Origin of the sequence: Planococcus sp. MSAK28401 (assembly GCF_018283455.1) — a bacterium.
GTDB classification, from domain to species: domain Bacteria; phylum Bacillota; class Bacilli; order Bacillales_A; family Planococcaceae; genus Planococcus; species Planococcus alpniumensis.
In genome coordinates, this window is sequence record NZ_JAAMTH010000001.1 from 1,779,716 (window position 1) to 1,794,371 (window position 14,656).

A 14,656-nucleotide genomic window follows, 5' to 3' on the forward strand; every position below is an offset into this window, starting at 1 on the left:
GAGCCGTTCGGGTTTTTGCGTGCGCAAAAGTTGATTTTTCTTATTATAGAAGAAACACAATATTTTTGCATAATCTCTAAAAAACATGAAATTTTATGCGCGTCTTCCCTTGCGTTATAAAAATCACCATGTTATTATGTGTATATTCATCGCATATAACGCATAAAAATACAGGAGGTCATATTATATGAACAAAAAAATCGTACTCGCATACTCAGGTGGACTAGATACATCGGTGGCCATTCCATGGCTCAAATCACAAGGCTATGACGTCGTCGCCGTTTGCCTCGACATCGGAGAAGGAAAAGACTTGGACTTCATTAAACAAAAAGCGCTGCAAGTCGGAGCGGTCGAAAGCTATATGATTGATGCCAGAGACGAATTTGCCGAAGACTATGCACTCATTTCGCTTCAAGCCCATACATTATACGAAGGCAAATACCCGCTCGTTTCTGCATTGTCTCGTCCGTTGATTTCCAAAAAACTCGTGGAAATTGCAGTGGAAAGCGGCGCAACAGCTGTGGCCCACGGCTGCACAGGAAAAGGCAACGACCAAGTTCGTTTTGAAGTTTCCATCAAATCCTTGAACCCCGACCTTGAAGTCGTCGCACCTGTTCGCCAGTGGGGCTGGTCGCGTGACGAGGAAATCGCTTATGCCAAACAGCATGACGTGCCGGTTCCGGTCAACTTGGATTCCCCGTTTTCCATCGACATGAACCTATGGGGCCGTGCCAACGAATGCGGCATCCTCGAAGACCCGTGGGCCACACCGCCAGCAGATGCATATGATATCACCAATGCACTCGAAGACACGCCGGATACGCCGGATATCGTGGAAATCGAATTCGTCAAAGGCGTGCCGACTAAATTGAACGGCATCGACTATAAATTAACGGATCTGATCTTTGAATTGAACCATGTCGCAGGCAAACATGGCGTCGGCAGAATCGATCATGTGGAAAACAGACTGGTCGGCATCAAATCCCGTGAAATCTATGAAGCACCGGCAGCGATGACTTTGATCGCCGCGCACAAAGAACTTGAAGATATCACCTTGGTAAAAGAAATGGCTCATTTCAAGCCGGTCATCGAGAAGAAAATGACGGAATTGATCTATGAAGGGCTTTGGTTCTCTCCACTGCGTATCGCACTTGAAGCGTTCCTGAAAGAAACACAGGAATTCGTCAACGGCACCGTGCGTGTCAAACTATTCAAAGGGCACGCCATCACGGAAGGGCGTAAGTCGCCGAACTCCTTGTACAGCGAAGAACTGGCGACGTATTCAACAGATGATACGTTCAACCACGAGTCTGCGGTCGGATTCATCGAGCTATGGGGCTTGCCGACAGTCGTCAACTCGAAAATCAACAAGAAAGAAGTTGCGGTCACGGCACAAGTCAAAGAGGAGGTACAGCTATGACCAAGCTGTGGGGCGGTCGTTTCCAAAAGACAGCTGAACAGTGGGTCGACGAGTTCGGGGCTTCCATTTCCTTTGACCAGAAATTAGTGCTCGAGGACCTCCAGGGCAGCATGGCGCATGTACAAATGCTGTCTTCCTGCAAGATCCTGCCGCAGCAAGACGCTGACTTGATCTTGTCAGGGCTTCAGACGCTGCAGAAAAAAGCGGAGAACAGAGAACTTGAGTACAGCGTATCGAACGAAGACATCCACTTGAATTTAGAAAAACTCCTGATCGATGAGATCGGCCCTGTCGGCGGCAAACTGCATACCGGCAGAAGCCGCAACGACCAGGTCGCAACGGATATGCATCTCTATTTGAAAAACCGCGTGACGGAGATCATCGAGCTGATCGAAGCCTTCCAGTCAGCGATCGTCGAACAGGCAGAAACGCATGTCGAGACGGTCGTGCCGGGGTATACGCATCTCCAGCGCGCGCAACCGATTTCATTCGGTCATCATCTGATGACTTATTTCTGGATGTTGCAGCGCGATAAAGAGCGCATGCAGGAATCCTTAAAGCGCATCGACGTGTCGCCACTCGGGGCAGGGGCGATGTCTGGGACGAGTTTCCCGATCGACCGCGAACTGTCCGCTGAGCTGCTCGGCTTCTCAGGCGTCTATCAAAACAGCCTGGATGCCGTCAGCGACCGTGACTTTATCCTGGAATTTCTCAGCAACTCATCGATGCTCATGATGCATTTATCCCGTTTTGCAGAGGAGATCATCCTGTGGTCGAGCGAAGAGTTCCGTTTCATCGAACTCGATGATACATTCTCGACCGGCTCGAGCATCATGCCGCAAAAGAAAAATCCGGATATGGCGGAACTTGTCCGCGGCAAGACAGGACGTGTCTACGGCAATCTATTCGGCTTGCTGACGACTTTGAAAGGCTTGCCCCTTGCCTATAATAAAGATATGCAGGAAGACAAAGAAGGGATGTTTGACACGGTCCATACCTTGATGGGGTCTTTGCCGATCTTTGAAGGGATGATCCGGACGATGAATGTCAACACCGCCTCCATGGAAAAAGCGGTGAACTCCGACTTCTCAAATGCCACAGAGCTTGCGGATTATTTGGCGGCGAAAGGCATGCCATTCCGCGAAGCGCATGATGTGACCGGCAAGCTGGTCTTCACGTGCATCCAGCGCGGCTATTATTTGAAAGACCTGCCGCTTGAGGATCTCCAGGCAGCCAGCCCGCTCATTGAAGACGATATTTACGAAACCTTGCTTCCGCAGACGGCCGTCAAACGCCGCAATTCACTCGGCGGGACAGGATTTGATCAAGTACATCATCAATTGGGACTAGCCAAGAAACTCATCGGGTGATCATTAGTCCATTTATATGCGCGCTTGCTTTGTTCGGTACAACAGGCAGGCACTTGCGCCCGGCTCTCTTCCCCCTAAAGAGAGCCGGTTTTTTTTATGGCGCTTGGGCATTTTCTGTCTGCCTGCAAATTATAGGGCGAAAGCGTGAAGATTACGAAAATGTCCATAAAGATTTCACAGGCAATTTGGCAGTTTTTGCGCATCATCTCTGATAAGATAGAGTTCGTGAGAGAGAGGAGCGTGTTCGCATGGCAACCGATATTAATTTACTTTTGGCTTTCGGTGCCGGATTCTTGAGTTTCATCTCGCCATGTACATTGCCTTTGTATCCTGCCTTTTTATCCTATATTACAGGCATGACCATGGATGAGATTAAAAATGACCGAAAAGTGATGCAACGCCGTGGAATGTTCCATACCTTATTTTTCCTATTGGGCTTTTCCACCATTTTCATCGCGTTGGGCTTCAGCACATCGTTCTTTTATGAATGGTTTGTGCGCTACGATGAATTAATCCGCCAAGTGGGCGCTTTGTTCATCATTATTTTCGGCCTGATGATCGTCGGGGTCTTCACCCCGAAATTCTTGATGCAAGACCGCAAGTTCTCGTTCAAGAACCGGCCTTCCGGATTTTTGGGCACTTTCGTTATCGGCCTCGCGTTTGCGGCTGGCTGGACGCCTTGTACCGGACCAATCACAGCGGCGATCTATGCACTTGCTGCGACCAACCCGGGTTCAGGCATTTGGTATATGCTCGCCTATGTACTCGGCTTTGCGATTCCATTTTTCGTGCTGTCGTTTTTCGTGACCCGCCTCGGCTGGCTGCGCAAGCATCACAGCACGATCATGAAAGTCGGCGGATTCATCATGATCGCGGTAGGGGTCTTGCTGTTCTTTGACGGCATGACATACATTATCCGCATTTTGAGCCCGATTTTCGGGGATTTCCAAGGATTCTAAAAAGTAGGTGACGAGATGGAAACCATTTCTTCAATGGATCAATTCCAACAGAAAATAGAAAGCGGCGAATCGTTTCTGCTATTCGTCAAAACCGATCATTGTTCGGTATGCGAGGGCCTGAAGCCGCAAGTTGAAAGGTTGGAACCAAACGCATCCATTCCATTCTATTTGGTGAATGCAGCGCGCGTTCCGGAAATCGCCGGACAGTTGATGTTGTTCACGGCACCTGTGGTCATTCTTTTCAAGCAAGGGAAAGAACAGCTGCGGTTCGCCCGTTTCGTGCGCATGGATGAGTTGGAGAGCCGCCTCGGTGAATTGGAGGCAGAATTGGATGGATGAATTATTCAATAGCATCCCGCCGGCTGTCTTTCTTGCTGTGACGACCATCGGCGCTCTCGTCATGGGGACGCTCGCGATCATTGTCCGGTCAAAATCGGCAAAGAAGCCGGCATCGGTCAAAAAGATCATCTTGCCGCCTTTGTTCATGTCGACCGGCGCCTTAATGTTCATATTCCCGTTTTTCCGGGTGGCGCCGCTTCAAATTGCCGAAGCGCTGTTCGTCGGGGCTTTGTTTTCGATTATCTTGATCCGCACATCGAAGTTCGAAGTGCGTGACGGGGAAATTTATTTAAAGCGCTCCAAAGCGTTCGTCTTCATTTTGCTTGGGTTGTTGCTCGTGCGACTGCTGGCGAAAGTTATCCTTAGCTCTTCGATTGACGTCGGGGAGCTCGGCGGCATGTTCTGGCTGCTCGCTTTTGGCATGCTTGTGCCGTGGCGTCTCGCGATGCTGCGCAAATACCAATTGATTGCAGGACAAAAAAACGCTGTTCCCGAATAGGGAGCAGCGTTTTTTTATGGTCATTGTTCGAAATATTGCTCATACGGCGTGACATCGATTTCGAGTTCGGCCATTTTTTTGCGTAAAAATTTGTGATCGCGTTTTGGCGTCGCTTGGATATAGCCGCGGATAATGTGTTGCATTTCCATTTTCTTGGCCTTTTCCTCAAGCAGGATTTCGCCGATGCGCCCTGCGATTTTTTGTTTTGCTACTGGGCGGAACAGGTCCGGCACCGGCTGTACGAGTTCATTCAATAGCTCTTTTTCTTCGGCTCCCCATAGGTGGATCGTTTTTTCTACGTAGTATTCTTCCCAGTTCAGATCCGACAAGCCGTCTTCTTTTGGCATCGATTTCAGGAATTTCCGGAACATAAAATAGCCGCCGATCGCGAACAGCCCGACCAACACAACGACCCAGAATAATATGAACCATAAAAACCAGCCTTCTAATTCCACTTCGTCTCACCTCAATCATTCTCTATACCATTATAGAAGCCCACGAAAAAAAATTCACCTGAAATGTATCCTTTTTTCGCGTTTATGTCTATATAGCGAATGAAAGGGGGTGAGCAATATGGCATTCAGCGATTTTAAGAACGCAAGCATGCGCTTGACGTTTGACAACGGGCTTGATGAGCAAGGGCGCTTAAAGCGCAAAGTGAAAGCGTACCAAAACGTGGCGGAAGCGGCAACTGCCGATGGGATTTTCCAGGCAGCGCAAGTGTTGGAAACATTCGGCACGAAACCGCTTATGGAATTGGAGAAAATCTCCGGTTCAAGCATCTACCAATAATAAAGAGGAGTGGGACACATGGCGAAAACATTGGAATTGATTTTTGAAACGGCTGCAAACAAAGCGGTCACCTTGACGGTCGATGAACCGCGCGAAGACTTGACGGCGCAGGAAATCATCACCGGTATGCAGACGATAGTCGCCCAGAACATTTTTGAAGTCGGCGGATCGCCGTTTGCGCTCGCTAAAGGCGCACGCGTCGTCGAACGCACTATCGTCGAATACGAAGTCTAATGAACAGGACCTTCCCGCAATAGCGGGAAGGTTTTTTTTAGAAGGAAAGGAGGCGCTGGAATACAAGAGTGGATGCAGTGGATACAGGAACTCGGGTTTCCGATATTCGTTTCGTTTTACCTGATGCACCGTGTGGAGGGCAAGCTTGTGGCGATCCATGACGCGCTCATTACGATGAAGACGCCGTAATTCACAAAGTTGTGATTTCTAAAGCGGGAACCTGGATTGTTTTCAGGTCTTTGTTCGGCTATGATATAGGCAGTTACGAGAGTGGGGGCAATGATATGAAGTGGAAATGGGCGGTGCTGCTGTCGGCGCTGATGTTGTTTCTCGCAGCATGCGGCGCGGATACGGTCGAAGATTTCAATTACACCGACCACCGCGGCGAGCAAGTAAGCAAACAGCAATTGGAAGGGACGCCTTGGCTGGCAACATTTGTCTTCACAAATTGTGAGACGGTATGTCCGCCGATGACTTTCAATATGGCAGATTTGCAGAAGGAAATGGAAGCGCAGGGCTTGAGCGACTATAAAATTATCGCATTCAGCGTAGACCCAAAACAAGATACGCCAGAGAAAATGCAGGAATATTTGTCGCATTACCCGATTCCCGATGAAAGCAAATGGCATTTACTGACGGGTTATTCGCAGGATGAAATTGCGGAGTTTGCGACGGAGAATTTTAAATCCTTGGTCAAGAACGATCCGAACAGCGACCAGGTCATCCACGGAACTTCCTTTTACCTGGTTGACCAAGAAGGGGAAGTCGTGGGCAATTACGACGGTTTTGAACAAGTGCCGACAGCGGAAATCATTGAAGACATGCAGGAACTGGCAGGGTGAAATAAATAAAAAGCTGCCGAATCGATTCGGCAGCTTAAGGAAAACCGGTCATTGGCCGGTTTTTTCTTTTGATAAAAGATCGCGAATTTCAATCAGCAGCTCTTCTTTCTTGTCGAGCACTGCCGGTTCTTCTTCCGCCGGCACATCTTTTTGGCGTTTCATGCGTGTAAATAAACGAATCACCAGGAAAATGGAGAACGCAATAATGAAAAAGTCGATAACGGATTGTGTGAACGCGCCATAACGGAGTTCGGCACCATTAAATGTATAAGTCAAATCTTCGACGCTGAATCCACCGAGTAAAATCCCCACGCCAGGCATGATGATGTCCTCAACAAGTGAAGTAACAATCTTCCCGAATGCGGCGCCAATGACCACCGCCACTGCCAAGTCCAGAACGTTCCCTTTTAAAGCGAATTTCTTAAAATCTTCCCACATAGGTTATTCCTCCTTCCAATTCCCATTATACATATTCTTCCCGAATAATTATTCTCCTGCTTGAGGTTATGCCAATTGCTGGCGGCATACGGGCAAAGGCGGTGCGGCTGTGGTAAACTGAGGCAAATGAAACTATAGGTGTGAACATATGAAACAGACAAAACGAAAAAAATCCTCGCTAGTTTTGAGATTCCTCTTGTTACTGGCTTTTGTTCCGGCAGCGATTGTGGGCTTCACGCTCATTGCGGTAGTGGCGTATTCCTATTATGGCGACACCGTCAAGGAAACGGTGCAAAAAGGGCAGGACCGCGTGTTTGAAGTGCCATTTCCGGAAGAAAACATTGCGCTTTACCAGGAAGCGGCCGATCGTTACGAAATTCCATGGACGCTACTGGCTGCCCATCACCGCATCGAGACGAAATTCTCGACGATGGATCCCTTGTTGTCACCCGTAGGGGCAGAAGGACATATGCAGTTCATGCCCTGCACGTTTGTCGGCTGGAGCCATCCCACGTGTTCCGGTCAAGGACAAGGAGAAATTCCGCAAGCAGACAAAACCAATCCGGAAGTCATTGCGAAATACGGAGGCTACGGCGTGGATGCCAACGGCGACGGTTTAGCTGACCCGTACGACCTAGAAGATGCACTCCACAGCGCCGCCAACTATCTGGCACAAAACGGTGCGGCGGAAGGGGATTTGGAGCGGGCGATTTACCGCTACAACCATAGCGATGAGTATGTAGAAGACATCCTTCATTATTACGGGCTTTTTGAAGAACAATACAATAATTCATAATAAAAAAGAGTGGACCGAAGTCCACTCTTTTTTATTATGCGCGTTTGCGTCCTTTGTTCATTGATCCAAGGATCAAGCTAAGAACGAAGACGAAGATCAATGCGCCGATCAATGCCGGGATGATTGCTACGTCCCAGATGACTGGTCCCATGTCTCCTAGAAGCAAGCCGCCTAGCCATGCACCGATGATACCTGCAATGATGTTACCGATGATGCCGCCAGGAATGTCTTTCCCGAGGATTAGGCCGGCTAGCCAACCGATGATACCGCCCATGATTAGATATAAAATGATTCCCATGATTCTTCCAGCTCCTTCAAAATGTTTTATTGTTATGAGTGCTACACTCTAGGTATAACCACATTCAGGACTTTTAAAACATGGAACAGTAAATATTATCGTATTTGGGCGCCTAAAATAGTTTCAAAGTGCCGCATGGCATACCGATGGCCGGCATCATCGAAACTTGCAACGGCCTGTTCGTGGATGACAATTTGATACCCTTCATTATAGGCATCGATCGCTGTGTGCAGCACACAAATGTCTGTACAAACGCCGATAATATGAAGTTCTTCGATATTACGCTCCCGCAGCATCAGTTCAAGGCGGGTTCCGGCAAACGCGCTGTAACGGGTTTTGTCCATCCAGATAATGTCCTTTTGATGGCGGTCGTATACTTCCTGGAGACGGCCGTATAATTTGCGGCCATCTGTTCCTTTGATGTTATGGGGAGGAAAGAGCTTGGTTTCGGGGTGATAGGGATCATTTTCTTCATGCAGATCCACAGGCATGACCACAAAATCGCCGTTTTCGATAAATTGCTCTGTGATGAAGCATAGCGCTTCCTCGATTTCCTGGCCGGGTGCGCCGCATGTCAATGCGCCGTCTTGCGCGACAAAATCCACCGTATAATCCACTACCAGCAATGCTTTTTTCATGTCAATCGCCTCCAATTTTAGTTATAGTATACCTGTTTCTACTATAACTGTTAACAGACACAACAAGGAGGGGAACGCAAACTATTATCTTGCCAATTTTCTGAAAAATACATATAATAGACAAAACAGAAAAGGGGTGTGTCACATGCAATACGAAAACCTGGAAAAACTCAATAAACAAGGACTATGGTTCACAGTCATCCACACACTCATCATTTTCAGCTTTGCGCTCGATTTTGGTTTTTTTGCCTAACAAGTGGACCGGCGGAAGGGAATCACCCAAAATTAAACCGAATTCATAAAAATGCACCCACTCCAAATGGAATGGGTGCATTTTTATGAAGGGGGATGGGCTTGGCGTTTCATGCGCACAAGTGAATCCTTCAGCATGCGGGAAGCGGAATCGAGGGAGACACCGAGGATTTCCTGGATCTCCTCTAGATTCTTGTGCTCGACCGCATACAAGTGATGTACATACGCAAAGCGGATATCACCCGAACGCATCGGGGCGCCGACAAATTCGGCGAGTGCCTCTGTGTAGTCGGACAGGGAGCCCATCTGGAAGTTGGTGAATTGGTCTTTTACTTTCGACGACAGCAGGAAGGACGTGCCGCGCATTTTCGCCCGTTCGATCCCTTGTTCCATCACTGCTTCTTCGTGTTCATCAAAATGCAGCGTGCAGTGATAGCCGTCTTTCTTCTCGACGTCCAGATGGAGGCCGTCTGCGTCAGTCAAAAAATTATCGATATCGATTGTCACCATATCGCGAAGGCGCAAGCCCTTGAGGTAAAAGACGTAAAGCAGTTTGGCATTGAGCGGCAGCTTCGCAGACTTCAGCACATCCGGTTTCTTTTCCAAAAGATGTGCGTAATCAACCTCGATGTCATGGGGCTTTAAATCAAGCTTATGGTTTAACTTGAATTTCGGCATAAAATCATTCGGGATTTTGCCAATCTGCCACATATAATCGAACCAGCGGCGGATGTATATTAATTTGCGGTTCAAGGTGCTGTCCTTGATGCCGGCTTCTTTTTGTTCCAATAGGAATTGTTGAATGTCGGAAGGACGGATTTCGTGCGGCTCCACTGATTTTTTATAGGTTTTGCGCAAAAAGGCAAAAAGCGCACGGATCAATTGGACTTCATGGACCACTGTGTTGGGGCTGATGCCGTTATCCAACCTGTATTTTTCATAACCGTATGGCATGGACATTCACCTCTTTAACTGGGTTTTATTCATTGTACCAGTTTTGAGGCAATATAGAACGTACTTTCCCTTGCCAGGCAAGGAAATGACTTGAAAAGTTCGTTATTCATTCATAAGTAATAAACTACTTAAGGATATTACATAAAAATCAAAAAAAGCCAGCAAGCAGTTAAAATGGAAAATGAAAAAACGAATGATAATCGACAAAGCGGGTATAAAGAAAGATAATGGGAAATAGAAATGAGGTGCAGCAATTGCAAAATGAAGAAACCGCAAGAATACGGCATACCATCTTAAAGAAAGTGGAATCGTATAGCGACACGGAACTTAATGAAAAACCGTCGGCCAGTGAATGGTCCGCCATGCAGATTTTGGATCATCTCCATAAAATGGAGGAGACGATTGCCGCTGGAGTCGCAAAAACAGCAGAGAAAAACCAACAGAAAAAAGCTTTGAAGAAACCGATTCAAGTATCGGTCAGCCGCAAAGTAAAAGTAGAAGCGCCAAAACATACGGTGCCTGAGGAAAAATTCATTCGTTTCGATGAGATGAAAGAGAAGTTGACGGCTTCGAGAAACCGGCTGTATGAAGTTTACTCCCATACGGACGAAGACACCTTAAAAAACAATTCCATGCCCCATCCTGTTTTTGGTGACGTGCCGCTCGTTCAATGGTTTCCGTTTGTCGGCTACCATGAGAAACGCCATTTTCTTCAACTGGAAGAGACCTTAAGAAAAATCGATGAGAAAAACAAATAGTCATTAGTAAAACTTATCGGAATGTATAATTTTAATGTAATTTACTTATGCACATTGTTTCGGTATGATGAAAGAGGAGAAAAGACGCGGTTACACGCCTTTTCAGAAGATTTAAAGGAGGAACACGATTATGGCAAAGAGCAGTTTGCACAACAGCCGCACGTCGTTCGAGCTCAATGGCAAGACGTATAATTATTATCGTCTCGCTGCACTCGAAGAAGCAGGGATCGCGAAAGTATCTCGCCTTCCGTACTCTGTAAAAGTACTATTGGAATCCGTATTGCGTCAGCACGACGGATATGTCATCAAAGACGAACATGTAGAAGAACTAGCGAAATGGGGCAAGGACGCGAACAAAGAAGCGGAAGTGCCATTCAAACCTTCCCGTGTCATCCTTCAAGATTTCACCGGCGTACCGGTAGTGGTCGACTTAGCGGCGCTTCGTTCAGCAATGGCTGAAATGGGCGGCGACCCGGACAAAATCAACCCTGAAATTCCAGTTGATTTGGTTATTGACCACTCAGTACAAGTTGACCGTTACGGCACTGAAGATGCACTGCGCGCGAACATGGAATTTGAGTTCGAACGCAATGCAGAGCGTTACCAATTCCTTAACTGGGCTCAAAAAGCATACGACAACTACCGTGCGGTTCCACCAGCAACTGGTATTGTCCACCAAGTAAACCTTGAGTACTTGGCGAATGTTGTCCACGCTCTTCCAAACGAAGACGGCACATTCGAAGCTTTCCCGGATACACTTGTCGGCACGGATTCCCATACGACAATGATCAACGGGATCGGCGTTCTTGGATGGGGCGTCGGCGGAATCGAAGCGGAAGCAGGCATGCTCGGACAGCCTTCATACTTCCCGATTCCTGAAGTTATCGGCGTGAAAATGACTGGTGAATTGCCAAACGGCGCAACGGCGACGGATTTGGCACTCAAAGTCACTGAAACTTTGCGTAAAAAAGGCGTAGTCGGCAAATTCGTCGAGTTCTTCGGACCTGGCGTTACGACATTGCCGCTTGCAGACCGTGCGACGATCGCCAACATGGCACCTGAATACGGCGCAACTTGCGGATTCTTCCCAGTGGATGAAGAAGCATTGACTTACATGCGTTTGACTGCCCGTACTGAAGAGCAAATCGCTGTCACGAAAGAATACTTAAAAGCGAATGATATGTTCTTTACAGTCGACAACGAAGATCCGATCTACACGGACCTTGTCGAGATCGACTTGACGACAATTGAACCGAACTTGTCCGGCCCGAAACGCCCGCAAGATTTAATTCCATTGTCTCAAATGAAAAAAGAGTTCAACACAGCGGTTACCGCTCCAGAAGGCCCGCATGGCTTCGCGTTGGATCAAAACGAAATCAACAAAACAGCGACTGTTAAATTCAACGACGGCAAAACAGCTGAAATGAACACTGGCGCTTTGGCGATTGCTGCTATCACATCTTGCACCAACACGTCCAACCCGTACGTTATGCTCGGCGCTGGCTTAGTTGCGAAAAAAGCAGTTGAAAAAGGCTTGACGCCGCCGCCATACGTGAAAACGTCACTGGCACCAGGTTCGAAAGTCGTTACAGGCTACTTGAGCGATTCTGGCCTGCTTGACTACATGAACCAAATCGGCTTCAACTTGGTCGGTTACGGCTGTACAACATGTATCGGTAACTCCGGCCCGCTCCTTCCTGAAATCGAAGAAGCGATCGTTGAAAACGACTTGCTCGTGTCATCTGTATTGTCCGGTAACCGTAACTTTGAAGGACGCATCCACCCGCTTGTAAAAGCAAACTACTTGGCATCCCCGATGCTTGTTGTAGCTTATGCACTTGCTGGTACAGTGGATATCGACTTCGAAGTGGACCCAATCGGTCAAGACCAAGACGGCAATGATGTATTCTTCAAAGACATCTGGCCTTCAACTGAAGAAGTGAAAGACGTTGTACACAACACGGTAACGCCTGAATTGTTCCGTAAAGAATACGAGCATGTCTTCACTGAGAACGCTGAGTGGAACGCCATCGAAACAAACGATGATTCATTGTATGCATTCGATGACAATTCTACGTATATCCAAAACCCGCCGTTCTTCACTGGCATGTCGAAAGAACCGGCACCGATCCAGCCGCTATCCGGCCTTCGTGTCATGGCGAAATTCGCTGATTCCATCACGACAGACCACATTTCACCGGCAGGCGCAATCGGCAAAGATACACCAGCTGGCTTGTACTTGCGTGAAAACGGCGTTGAGCCGCGTAATTTCAACTCTTACGGCTCCCGTCGCGGTAACCACGAAGTCATGATGCGTGGTACGTTTGCGAACATCCGCATCCGTAACCAAGTCGCACCAGGCACAACTGGCGGCTTCACGACATTCTGGCCGACTGGCGAAGTTATGCCGATCTACGATGCATGCATGAAGTATCAACAGCAAGGCACTGGCCTTGTGGTTCTAGCCGGTAAAGATTACGGCATGGGCTCTTCCCGTGACTGGGCTGCTAAAGGAACATTCCTTCTGGGCGTCAAAACAGTCATCGCGGAAAGCTATGAGCGTATCCACCGTTCGAACCTTGTGATGATGGGCGTCTTGCCGCTTCAATTCGTCAACGGCGACAGCGCTGATTCTCTTGGTCTTACAGGCCACGAAGCCATCAGCGTCAACTTGTCCGACGATGTGAAACCGCGCGACGTACTGACGGTCACAGCTACGGCTGAAGATGGCAAAGTCACGGAATTCAAAGTCCTCGCACGCTTCGATTCTGAAGTGGAAGTCGACTACTTCCGTCACGGCGGCATCCTGCAAATGGTGCTCCGCAACAAATTGCTAGAAGCATAAAAAAATAAAAAGGCTGCCTTCGGGCGGCCTTTTTATTTTGGGGAGAATCGCATTGACATGGAATCTGGCGAAATGTGAGAAACACAGCTTCAGGACCTTGTGCTTTTTGATCGCAAGGCATGTCCTGTATACTAGAAGAGAGGTGAAGAAAATGTACATAAGCGAAAAAGAAATTGAGATCCGCTACGCGGAAACGGACCAGATGGGCGTCGTCTATCACGCCAATTACTTGATCTGGCTCGAGCTTGGGCGCACTCAATTGATCGAGGATCTCGGATTTACGTACGCCGGCATGGAATCGCAAGGATTCTTGTCCCCGGTGACGGACATCTCCATCCAATACAAAGCAGCGCTGCGCTACGGGCAAAAAGCACGCGTCAAAACCTGGGTGGAGTCTCACGACCGCTTGCGGACCACATACGGCTACGAGGTACTCCACGAAGATGGCACACTGGCCGCTAAAGCGACCTCTGAACATGTCGTGGTGAAAAAAGACACTTTCCGGCCGGTCCCGCTCGCCAAAGTGGCACCTGAATGGGATGCAAAATACAAGGAAGTGGTAAGGGGGGCAGCAGATGGCGTTCGGAATCCGACGACCTGAATTGGAACGCTGGAAACAAGATGTGCAAGACGGCCATATTTCCTTTCTTACCCATTACTGGGTAGACCATCGATTCCCCGGCTGCACCACGGTAACGAAAGTGGGCTGCAGCGACATCGATAAACTCGCCGATTGGGGCAGCCGCTACGGCTTGCGGCGCGAATGGCTGGATTTGCGCAATGACTACCCGCATTTCGACTTATTCGGCGACAGGCAAGCGGCAATCCTGAAAGCGGAAGGCCGCTTGGATCAGTTGAATCGCTTAACCAAAAACAACGATGAATAAAATGAATAAAAAAAGAAGCATGACGCAACTTCGCGTCATGCTTCTTTTGATTCGTATGAATAACTCAATTCACCTAATGTATCATCCACGGTGACGTGCAGGTCGTGCTCATCGAAATACCATTGATCAGCTTCTTCGATGAAATAAAGCACGTCATCTTCCTCAAGACGGACCACTGCTTCATAAGGGCTGTCTTTCGTGACGCCGAGCGAAAAGCCCGGCTGCAAACCAGCGCCTCCGTAGCGGACGAAAAACCGCACCGTTTCCCCAGCCGCGACTTCCATTTCGTTGTGGAACCAATCTCGTGCATCTTTGCTCAAATGAATCTCCATGCA

At 48.3% G+C, this 14,656-nt stretch carries 20 protein-coding genes; 14 read left to right on the forward strand and 6 right to left on the reverse strand.

Features of this window, described 5'->3' with window-relative positions; all coding sequences use genetic code 11:
- The first annotated feature begins 187 nt into the window (after nucleotides 1–187).
- The 5 genes from G3255_RS09095 (at nucleotide 188) to G3255_RS09115 (ending at nucleotide 4,587) form a co-directional block, all read left to right on the forward strand.
- Nucleotides 188–1,420, forward strand: a complete 1,233-nt coding sequence (locus tag G3255_RS09095; protein WP_211654185.1) for an argininosuccinate synthase — start codon at nucleotides 188–190, stop codon at nucleotides 1,418–1,420.
- A complete protein-coding gene (gene argH, locus G3255_RS09100) occupies nucleotides 1,417–2,790 on the forward strand; it encodes an argininosuccinate lyase (protein WP_211654186.1) in 1,374 nt (457 codons plus the stop codon). The genes G3255_RS09095 and argH overlap by 4 nt, the downstream gene beginning before the upstream one ends.
- A 248-nt stretch (nucleotides 2,791–3,038) precedes the next feature.
- Nucleotides 3,039–3,749: a cytochrome c biogenesis CcdA family protein gene (locus tag G3255_RS09105; protein ID WP_211654187.1), complete on the forward strand. Its 711-nt coding sequence runs from the start codon at nucleotides 3,039–3,041 to the stop codon at nucleotides 3,747–3,749.
- Nucleotides 3,750–3,764: 15 nt separating this feature from the next.
- A complete protein-coding gene (locus tag G3255_RS09110) occupies nucleotides 3,765–4,088 on the forward strand; it encodes a thioredoxin family protein (RefSeq protein ID WP_211654188.1) in 324 nt (107 codons plus the stop codon).
- Nucleotides 4,081–4,587, forward strand: coding sequence for a CcdC family protein (locus G3255_RS09115; RefSeq protein WP_211654189.1), 507 nt, complete (start codon nucleotides 4,081–4,083; stop codon nucleotides 4,585–4,587). Before G3255_RS09110 ends, G3255_RS09115 begins: the two co-directional genes overlap by 8 nt.
- A gap of 20 nt (nucleotides 4,588–4,607) precedes the next feature.
- Here G3255_RS09115 and G3255_RS09120 read toward each other — a convergent pair whose 3' ends face one another.
- Nucleotides 4,608–5,042 (reverse strand): DUF2621 domain-containing protein, encoded by a 435-nt coding sequence (locus tag G3255_RS09120; RefSeq protein ID WP_083509134.1) that lies wholly within the window; start codon nucleotides 5,040–5,042, stop codon nucleotides 4,608–4,610.
- 118 nt (nucleotides 5,043–5,160) lie between these two features.
- On the opposite strand from G3255_RS09120, the gene G3255_RS09125 reads away from it, so the two are divergent.
- The 4 genes from G3255_RS09125 to G3255_RS09140 all read left to right on the forward strand — a co-directional run bounded on the left by G3255_RS09125 (nucleotide 5,161) and on the right by G3255_RS09140 (nucleotide 6,455).
- Nucleotides 5,161–5,379 (forward strand): DUF1659 domain-containing protein, encoded by a 219-nt coding sequence (locus tag G3255_RS09125; protein WP_058380731.1) that lies wholly within the window; start codon nucleotides 5,161–5,163, stop codon nucleotides 5,377–5,379.
- A gap of 18 nt (nucleotides 5,380–5,397) precedes the next feature.
- Nucleotides 5,398–5,613 (forward strand): DUF2922 domain-containing protein, encoded by a 216-nt coding sequence (locus tag G3255_RS09130; protein ID WP_211654190.1) that lies wholly within the window; start codon nucleotides 5,398–5,400, stop codon nucleotides 5,611–5,613.
- A 60-nt stretch (nucleotides 5,614–5,673) separates the two neighbouring features.
- Complete coding sequence (locus G3255_RS09135) at nucleotides 5,674–5,802, forward strand: YvrJ family protein (protein ID WP_083509135.1); 129 nt, start codon at nucleotides 5,674–5,676, stop codon at nucleotides 5,800–5,802.
- A gap of 95 nt (nucleotides 5,803–5,897) precedes the next feature.
- A complete protein-coding gene (locus G3255_RS09140; RefSeq protein WP_211654191.1) occupies nucleotides 5,898–6,455 on the forward strand; it encodes an SCO family protein in 558 nt (185 codons plus the stop codon).
- A 48-nt stretch (nucleotides 6,456–6,503) separates the two neighbouring features.
- On the opposite strand, the gene mscL is transcribed toward G3255_RS09140, so the two are convergent.
- Nucleotides 6,504–6,893, reverse strand: a complete 390-nt coding sequence (gene mscL, locus G3255_RS09145) for a large conductance mechanosensitive channel protein MscL (RefSeq protein WP_211654192.1) — start codon at nucleotides 6,891–6,893, stop codon at nucleotides 6,504–6,506.
- Between the two features lie 148 nt (nucleotides 6,894–7,041).
- On the opposite strand from mscL, the gene G3255_RS09150 reads away from it, so the two are divergent.
- Nucleotides 7,042–7,689, forward strand: coding sequence for a lytic transglycosylase domain-containing protein (locus tag G3255_RS09150; RefSeq protein WP_211654193.1), 648 nt, complete (start codon nucleotides 7,042–7,044; stop codon nucleotides 7,687–7,689).
- A gap of 34 nt (nucleotides 7,690–7,723) precedes the next feature.
- On the opposite strand, the gene G3255_RS09155 is transcribed toward G3255_RS09150, so the two are convergent.
- The 3 genes from G3255_RS09155 to G3255_RS09165 form a co-directional block, all read right to left on the reverse strand.
- Nucleotides 7,724–7,987 (reverse strand): GlsB/YeaQ/YmgE family stress response membrane protein, encoded by a 264-nt coding sequence (locus G3255_RS09155; RefSeq protein ID WP_068869160.1) that lies wholly within the window; start codon nucleotides 7,985–7,987, stop codon nucleotides 7,724–7,726.
- A 95-nt stretch (nucleotides 7,988–8,082) separates the two neighbouring features.
- The gene (locus G3255_RS09160; RefSeq protein ID WP_211654194.1) at nucleotides 8,083–8,625 is read right to left on the reverse strand and encodes a cysteine hydrolase family protein; all 543 of its coding nucleotides are present in this window, start codon (nucleotides 8,623–8,625) and stop codon (nucleotides 8,083–8,085) included.
- A 336-nt stretch (nucleotides 8,626–8,961) separates the two neighbouring features.
- On the reverse strand, nucleotides 8,962–9,831 hold the full coding sequence (locus G3255_RS09165) for a site-specific integrase (RefSeq protein ID WP_211654195.1): 870 nt from the start codon (nucleotides 9,829–9,831) through the stop codon (nucleotides 8,962–8,964).
- Between the two features lie 227 nt (nucleotides 9,832–10,058).
- Between G3255_RS09165 and G3255_RS09170 the strand changes: the two genes are divergently transcribed.
- The 4 genes from G3255_RS09170 to G3255_RS09185 all read left to right on the forward strand — a co-directional run bounded on the left by G3255_RS09170 (nucleotide 10,059) and on the right by G3255_RS09185 (nucleotide 14,321).
- The gene (locus tag G3255_RS09170; RefSeq protein WP_249222097.1) at nucleotides 10,059–10,589 is read left to right on the forward strand and encodes a DinB family protein; all 531 of its coding nucleotides are present in this window, start codon (nucleotides 10,059–10,061) and stop codon (nucleotides 10,587–10,589) included.
- Nucleotides 10,590–10,719: 130 nt separating this feature from the next.
- Nucleotides 10,720–13,434 (forward strand): aconitate hydratase AcnA, encoded by a 2,715-nt coding sequence (gene acnA, locus G3255_RS09175; RefSeq protein WP_211654196.1) that lies wholly within the window; start codon nucleotides 10,720–10,722, stop codon nucleotides 13,432–13,434.
- A gap of 151 nt (nucleotides 13,435–13,585) precedes the next feature.
- Entirely contained in the window at nucleotides 13,586–14,035 is a 450-nt protein-coding gene (locus tag G3255_RS09180; RefSeq protein WP_211654197.1) for an acyl-CoA thioesterase, read from the forward strand.
- On the forward strand, nucleotides 14,010–14,321 hold the full coding sequence (locus tag G3255_RS09185; protein WP_211654198.1) for a hypothetical protein: 312 nt from the start codon (nucleotides 14,010–14,012) through the stop codon (nucleotides 14,319–14,321). The genes G3255_RS09180 and G3255_RS09185 overlap by 26 nt, the downstream gene beginning before the upstream one ends.
- 35 nt (nucleotides 14,322–14,356) lie before the next feature.
- Here the strand turns inward: G3255_RS09185 and G3255_RS09190 are convergent, their stop codons facing one another.
- Nucleotides 14,357–14,653, reverse strand: a complete 297-nt coding sequence (locus G3255_RS09190; RefSeq protein ID WP_211654199.1) for a HesB/YadR/YfhF family protein — start codon at nucleotides 14,651–14,653, stop codon at nucleotides 14,357–14,359.
- Nucleotides 14,654–14,656 lie beyond the last annotated feature (3 nt).

Excerpts from the sequence above, each read along its gene's own strand:
- G3255_RS09160 (WP_211654194.1), bottom strand. The coding sequence starts at position 8,625 with ATGAAAAAAGCATTGCTGGTAGTGGATTATACGGTGGATTTTGTCGCG.
- G3255_RS09185 (WP_211654198.1), top strand. The coding sequence starts at position 14,010 with ATGGCGTTCGGAATCCGACGACCTGAATTGGAACGCTGGAAACAAGAT.
- G3255_RS09095 (WP_211654185.1), top strand. The coding sequence starts at position 188 with ATGAACAAAAAAATCGTACTCGCATACTCAGGTGGACTAGATACATCG.
- G3255_RS09150 (WP_211654193.1), top strand. The coding sequence starts at position 7,042 with ATGAAACAGACAAAACGAAAAAAATCCTCGCTAGTTTTGAGATTCCTC.
- G3255_RS09105 (WP_211654187.1), top strand. The coding sequence starts at position 3,039 with ATGGCAACCGATATTAATTTACTTTTGGCTTTCGGTGCCGGATTCTTG.
- G3255_RS09180 (WP_211654197.1), top strand. The coding sequence starts at position 13,586 with ATGTACATAAGCGAAAAAGAAATTGAGATCCGCTACGCGGAAACGGAC.
- acnA (WP_211654196.1), top strand. The coding sequence starts at position 10,720 with ATGGCAAAGAGCAGTTTGCACAACAGCCGCACGTCGTTCGAGCTCAAT.
- G3255_RS09110 (WP_211654188.1), top strand. The coding sequence starts at position 3,765 with ATGGAAACCATTTCTTCAATGGATCAATTCCAACAGAAAATAGAAAGC.
- G3255_RS09155 (WP_068869160.1), bottom strand. The coding sequence starts at position 7,987 with ATGGGAATCATTTTATATCTAATCATGGGCGGTATCATCGGTTGGCTA.
- mscL (WP_211654192.1), bottom strand. The coding sequence starts at position 6,893 with ATGTGGGAAGATTTTAAGAAATTCGCTTTAAAAGGGAACGTTCTGGAC.
- G3255_RS09190 (WP_211654199.1), bottom strand. The coding sequence starts at position 14,653 with ATGGAGATTCATTTGAGCAAAGATGCACGAGATTGGTTCCACAACGAA.
- G3255_RS09130 (WP_211654190.1), top strand. The coding sequence starts at position 5,398 with ATGGCGAAAACATTGGAATTGATTTTTGAAACGGCTGCAAACAAAGCG.
- G3255_RS09115 (WP_211654189.1), top strand. The coding sequence starts at position 4,081 with ATGGATGAATTATTCAATAGCATCCCGCCGGCTGTCTTTCTTGCTGTG.
- G3255_RS09165 (WP_211654195.1), bottom strand. The coding sequence starts at position 9,831 with ATGCCATACGGTTATGAAAAATACAGGTTGGATAACGGCATCAGCCCC.
- G3255_RS09125 (WP_058380731.1), top strand. The coding sequence starts at position 5,161 with ATGGCATTCAGCGATTTTAAGAACGCAAGCATGCGCTTGACGTTTGAC.
- G3255_RS09140 (WP_211654191.1), top strand. The coding sequence starts at position 5,898 with ATGAAGTGGAAATGGGCGGTGCTGCTGTCGGCGCTGATGTTGTTTCTC.
- G3255_RS09170 (WP_249222097.1), top strand. The coding sequence starts at position 10,059 with ATGGGAAATAGAAATGAGGTGCAGCAATTGCAAAATGAAGAAACCGCA.
- argH (WP_211654186.1), top strand. The coding sequence starts at position 1,417 with ATGACCAAGCTGTGGGGCGGTCGTTTCCAAAAGACAGCTGAACAGTGG.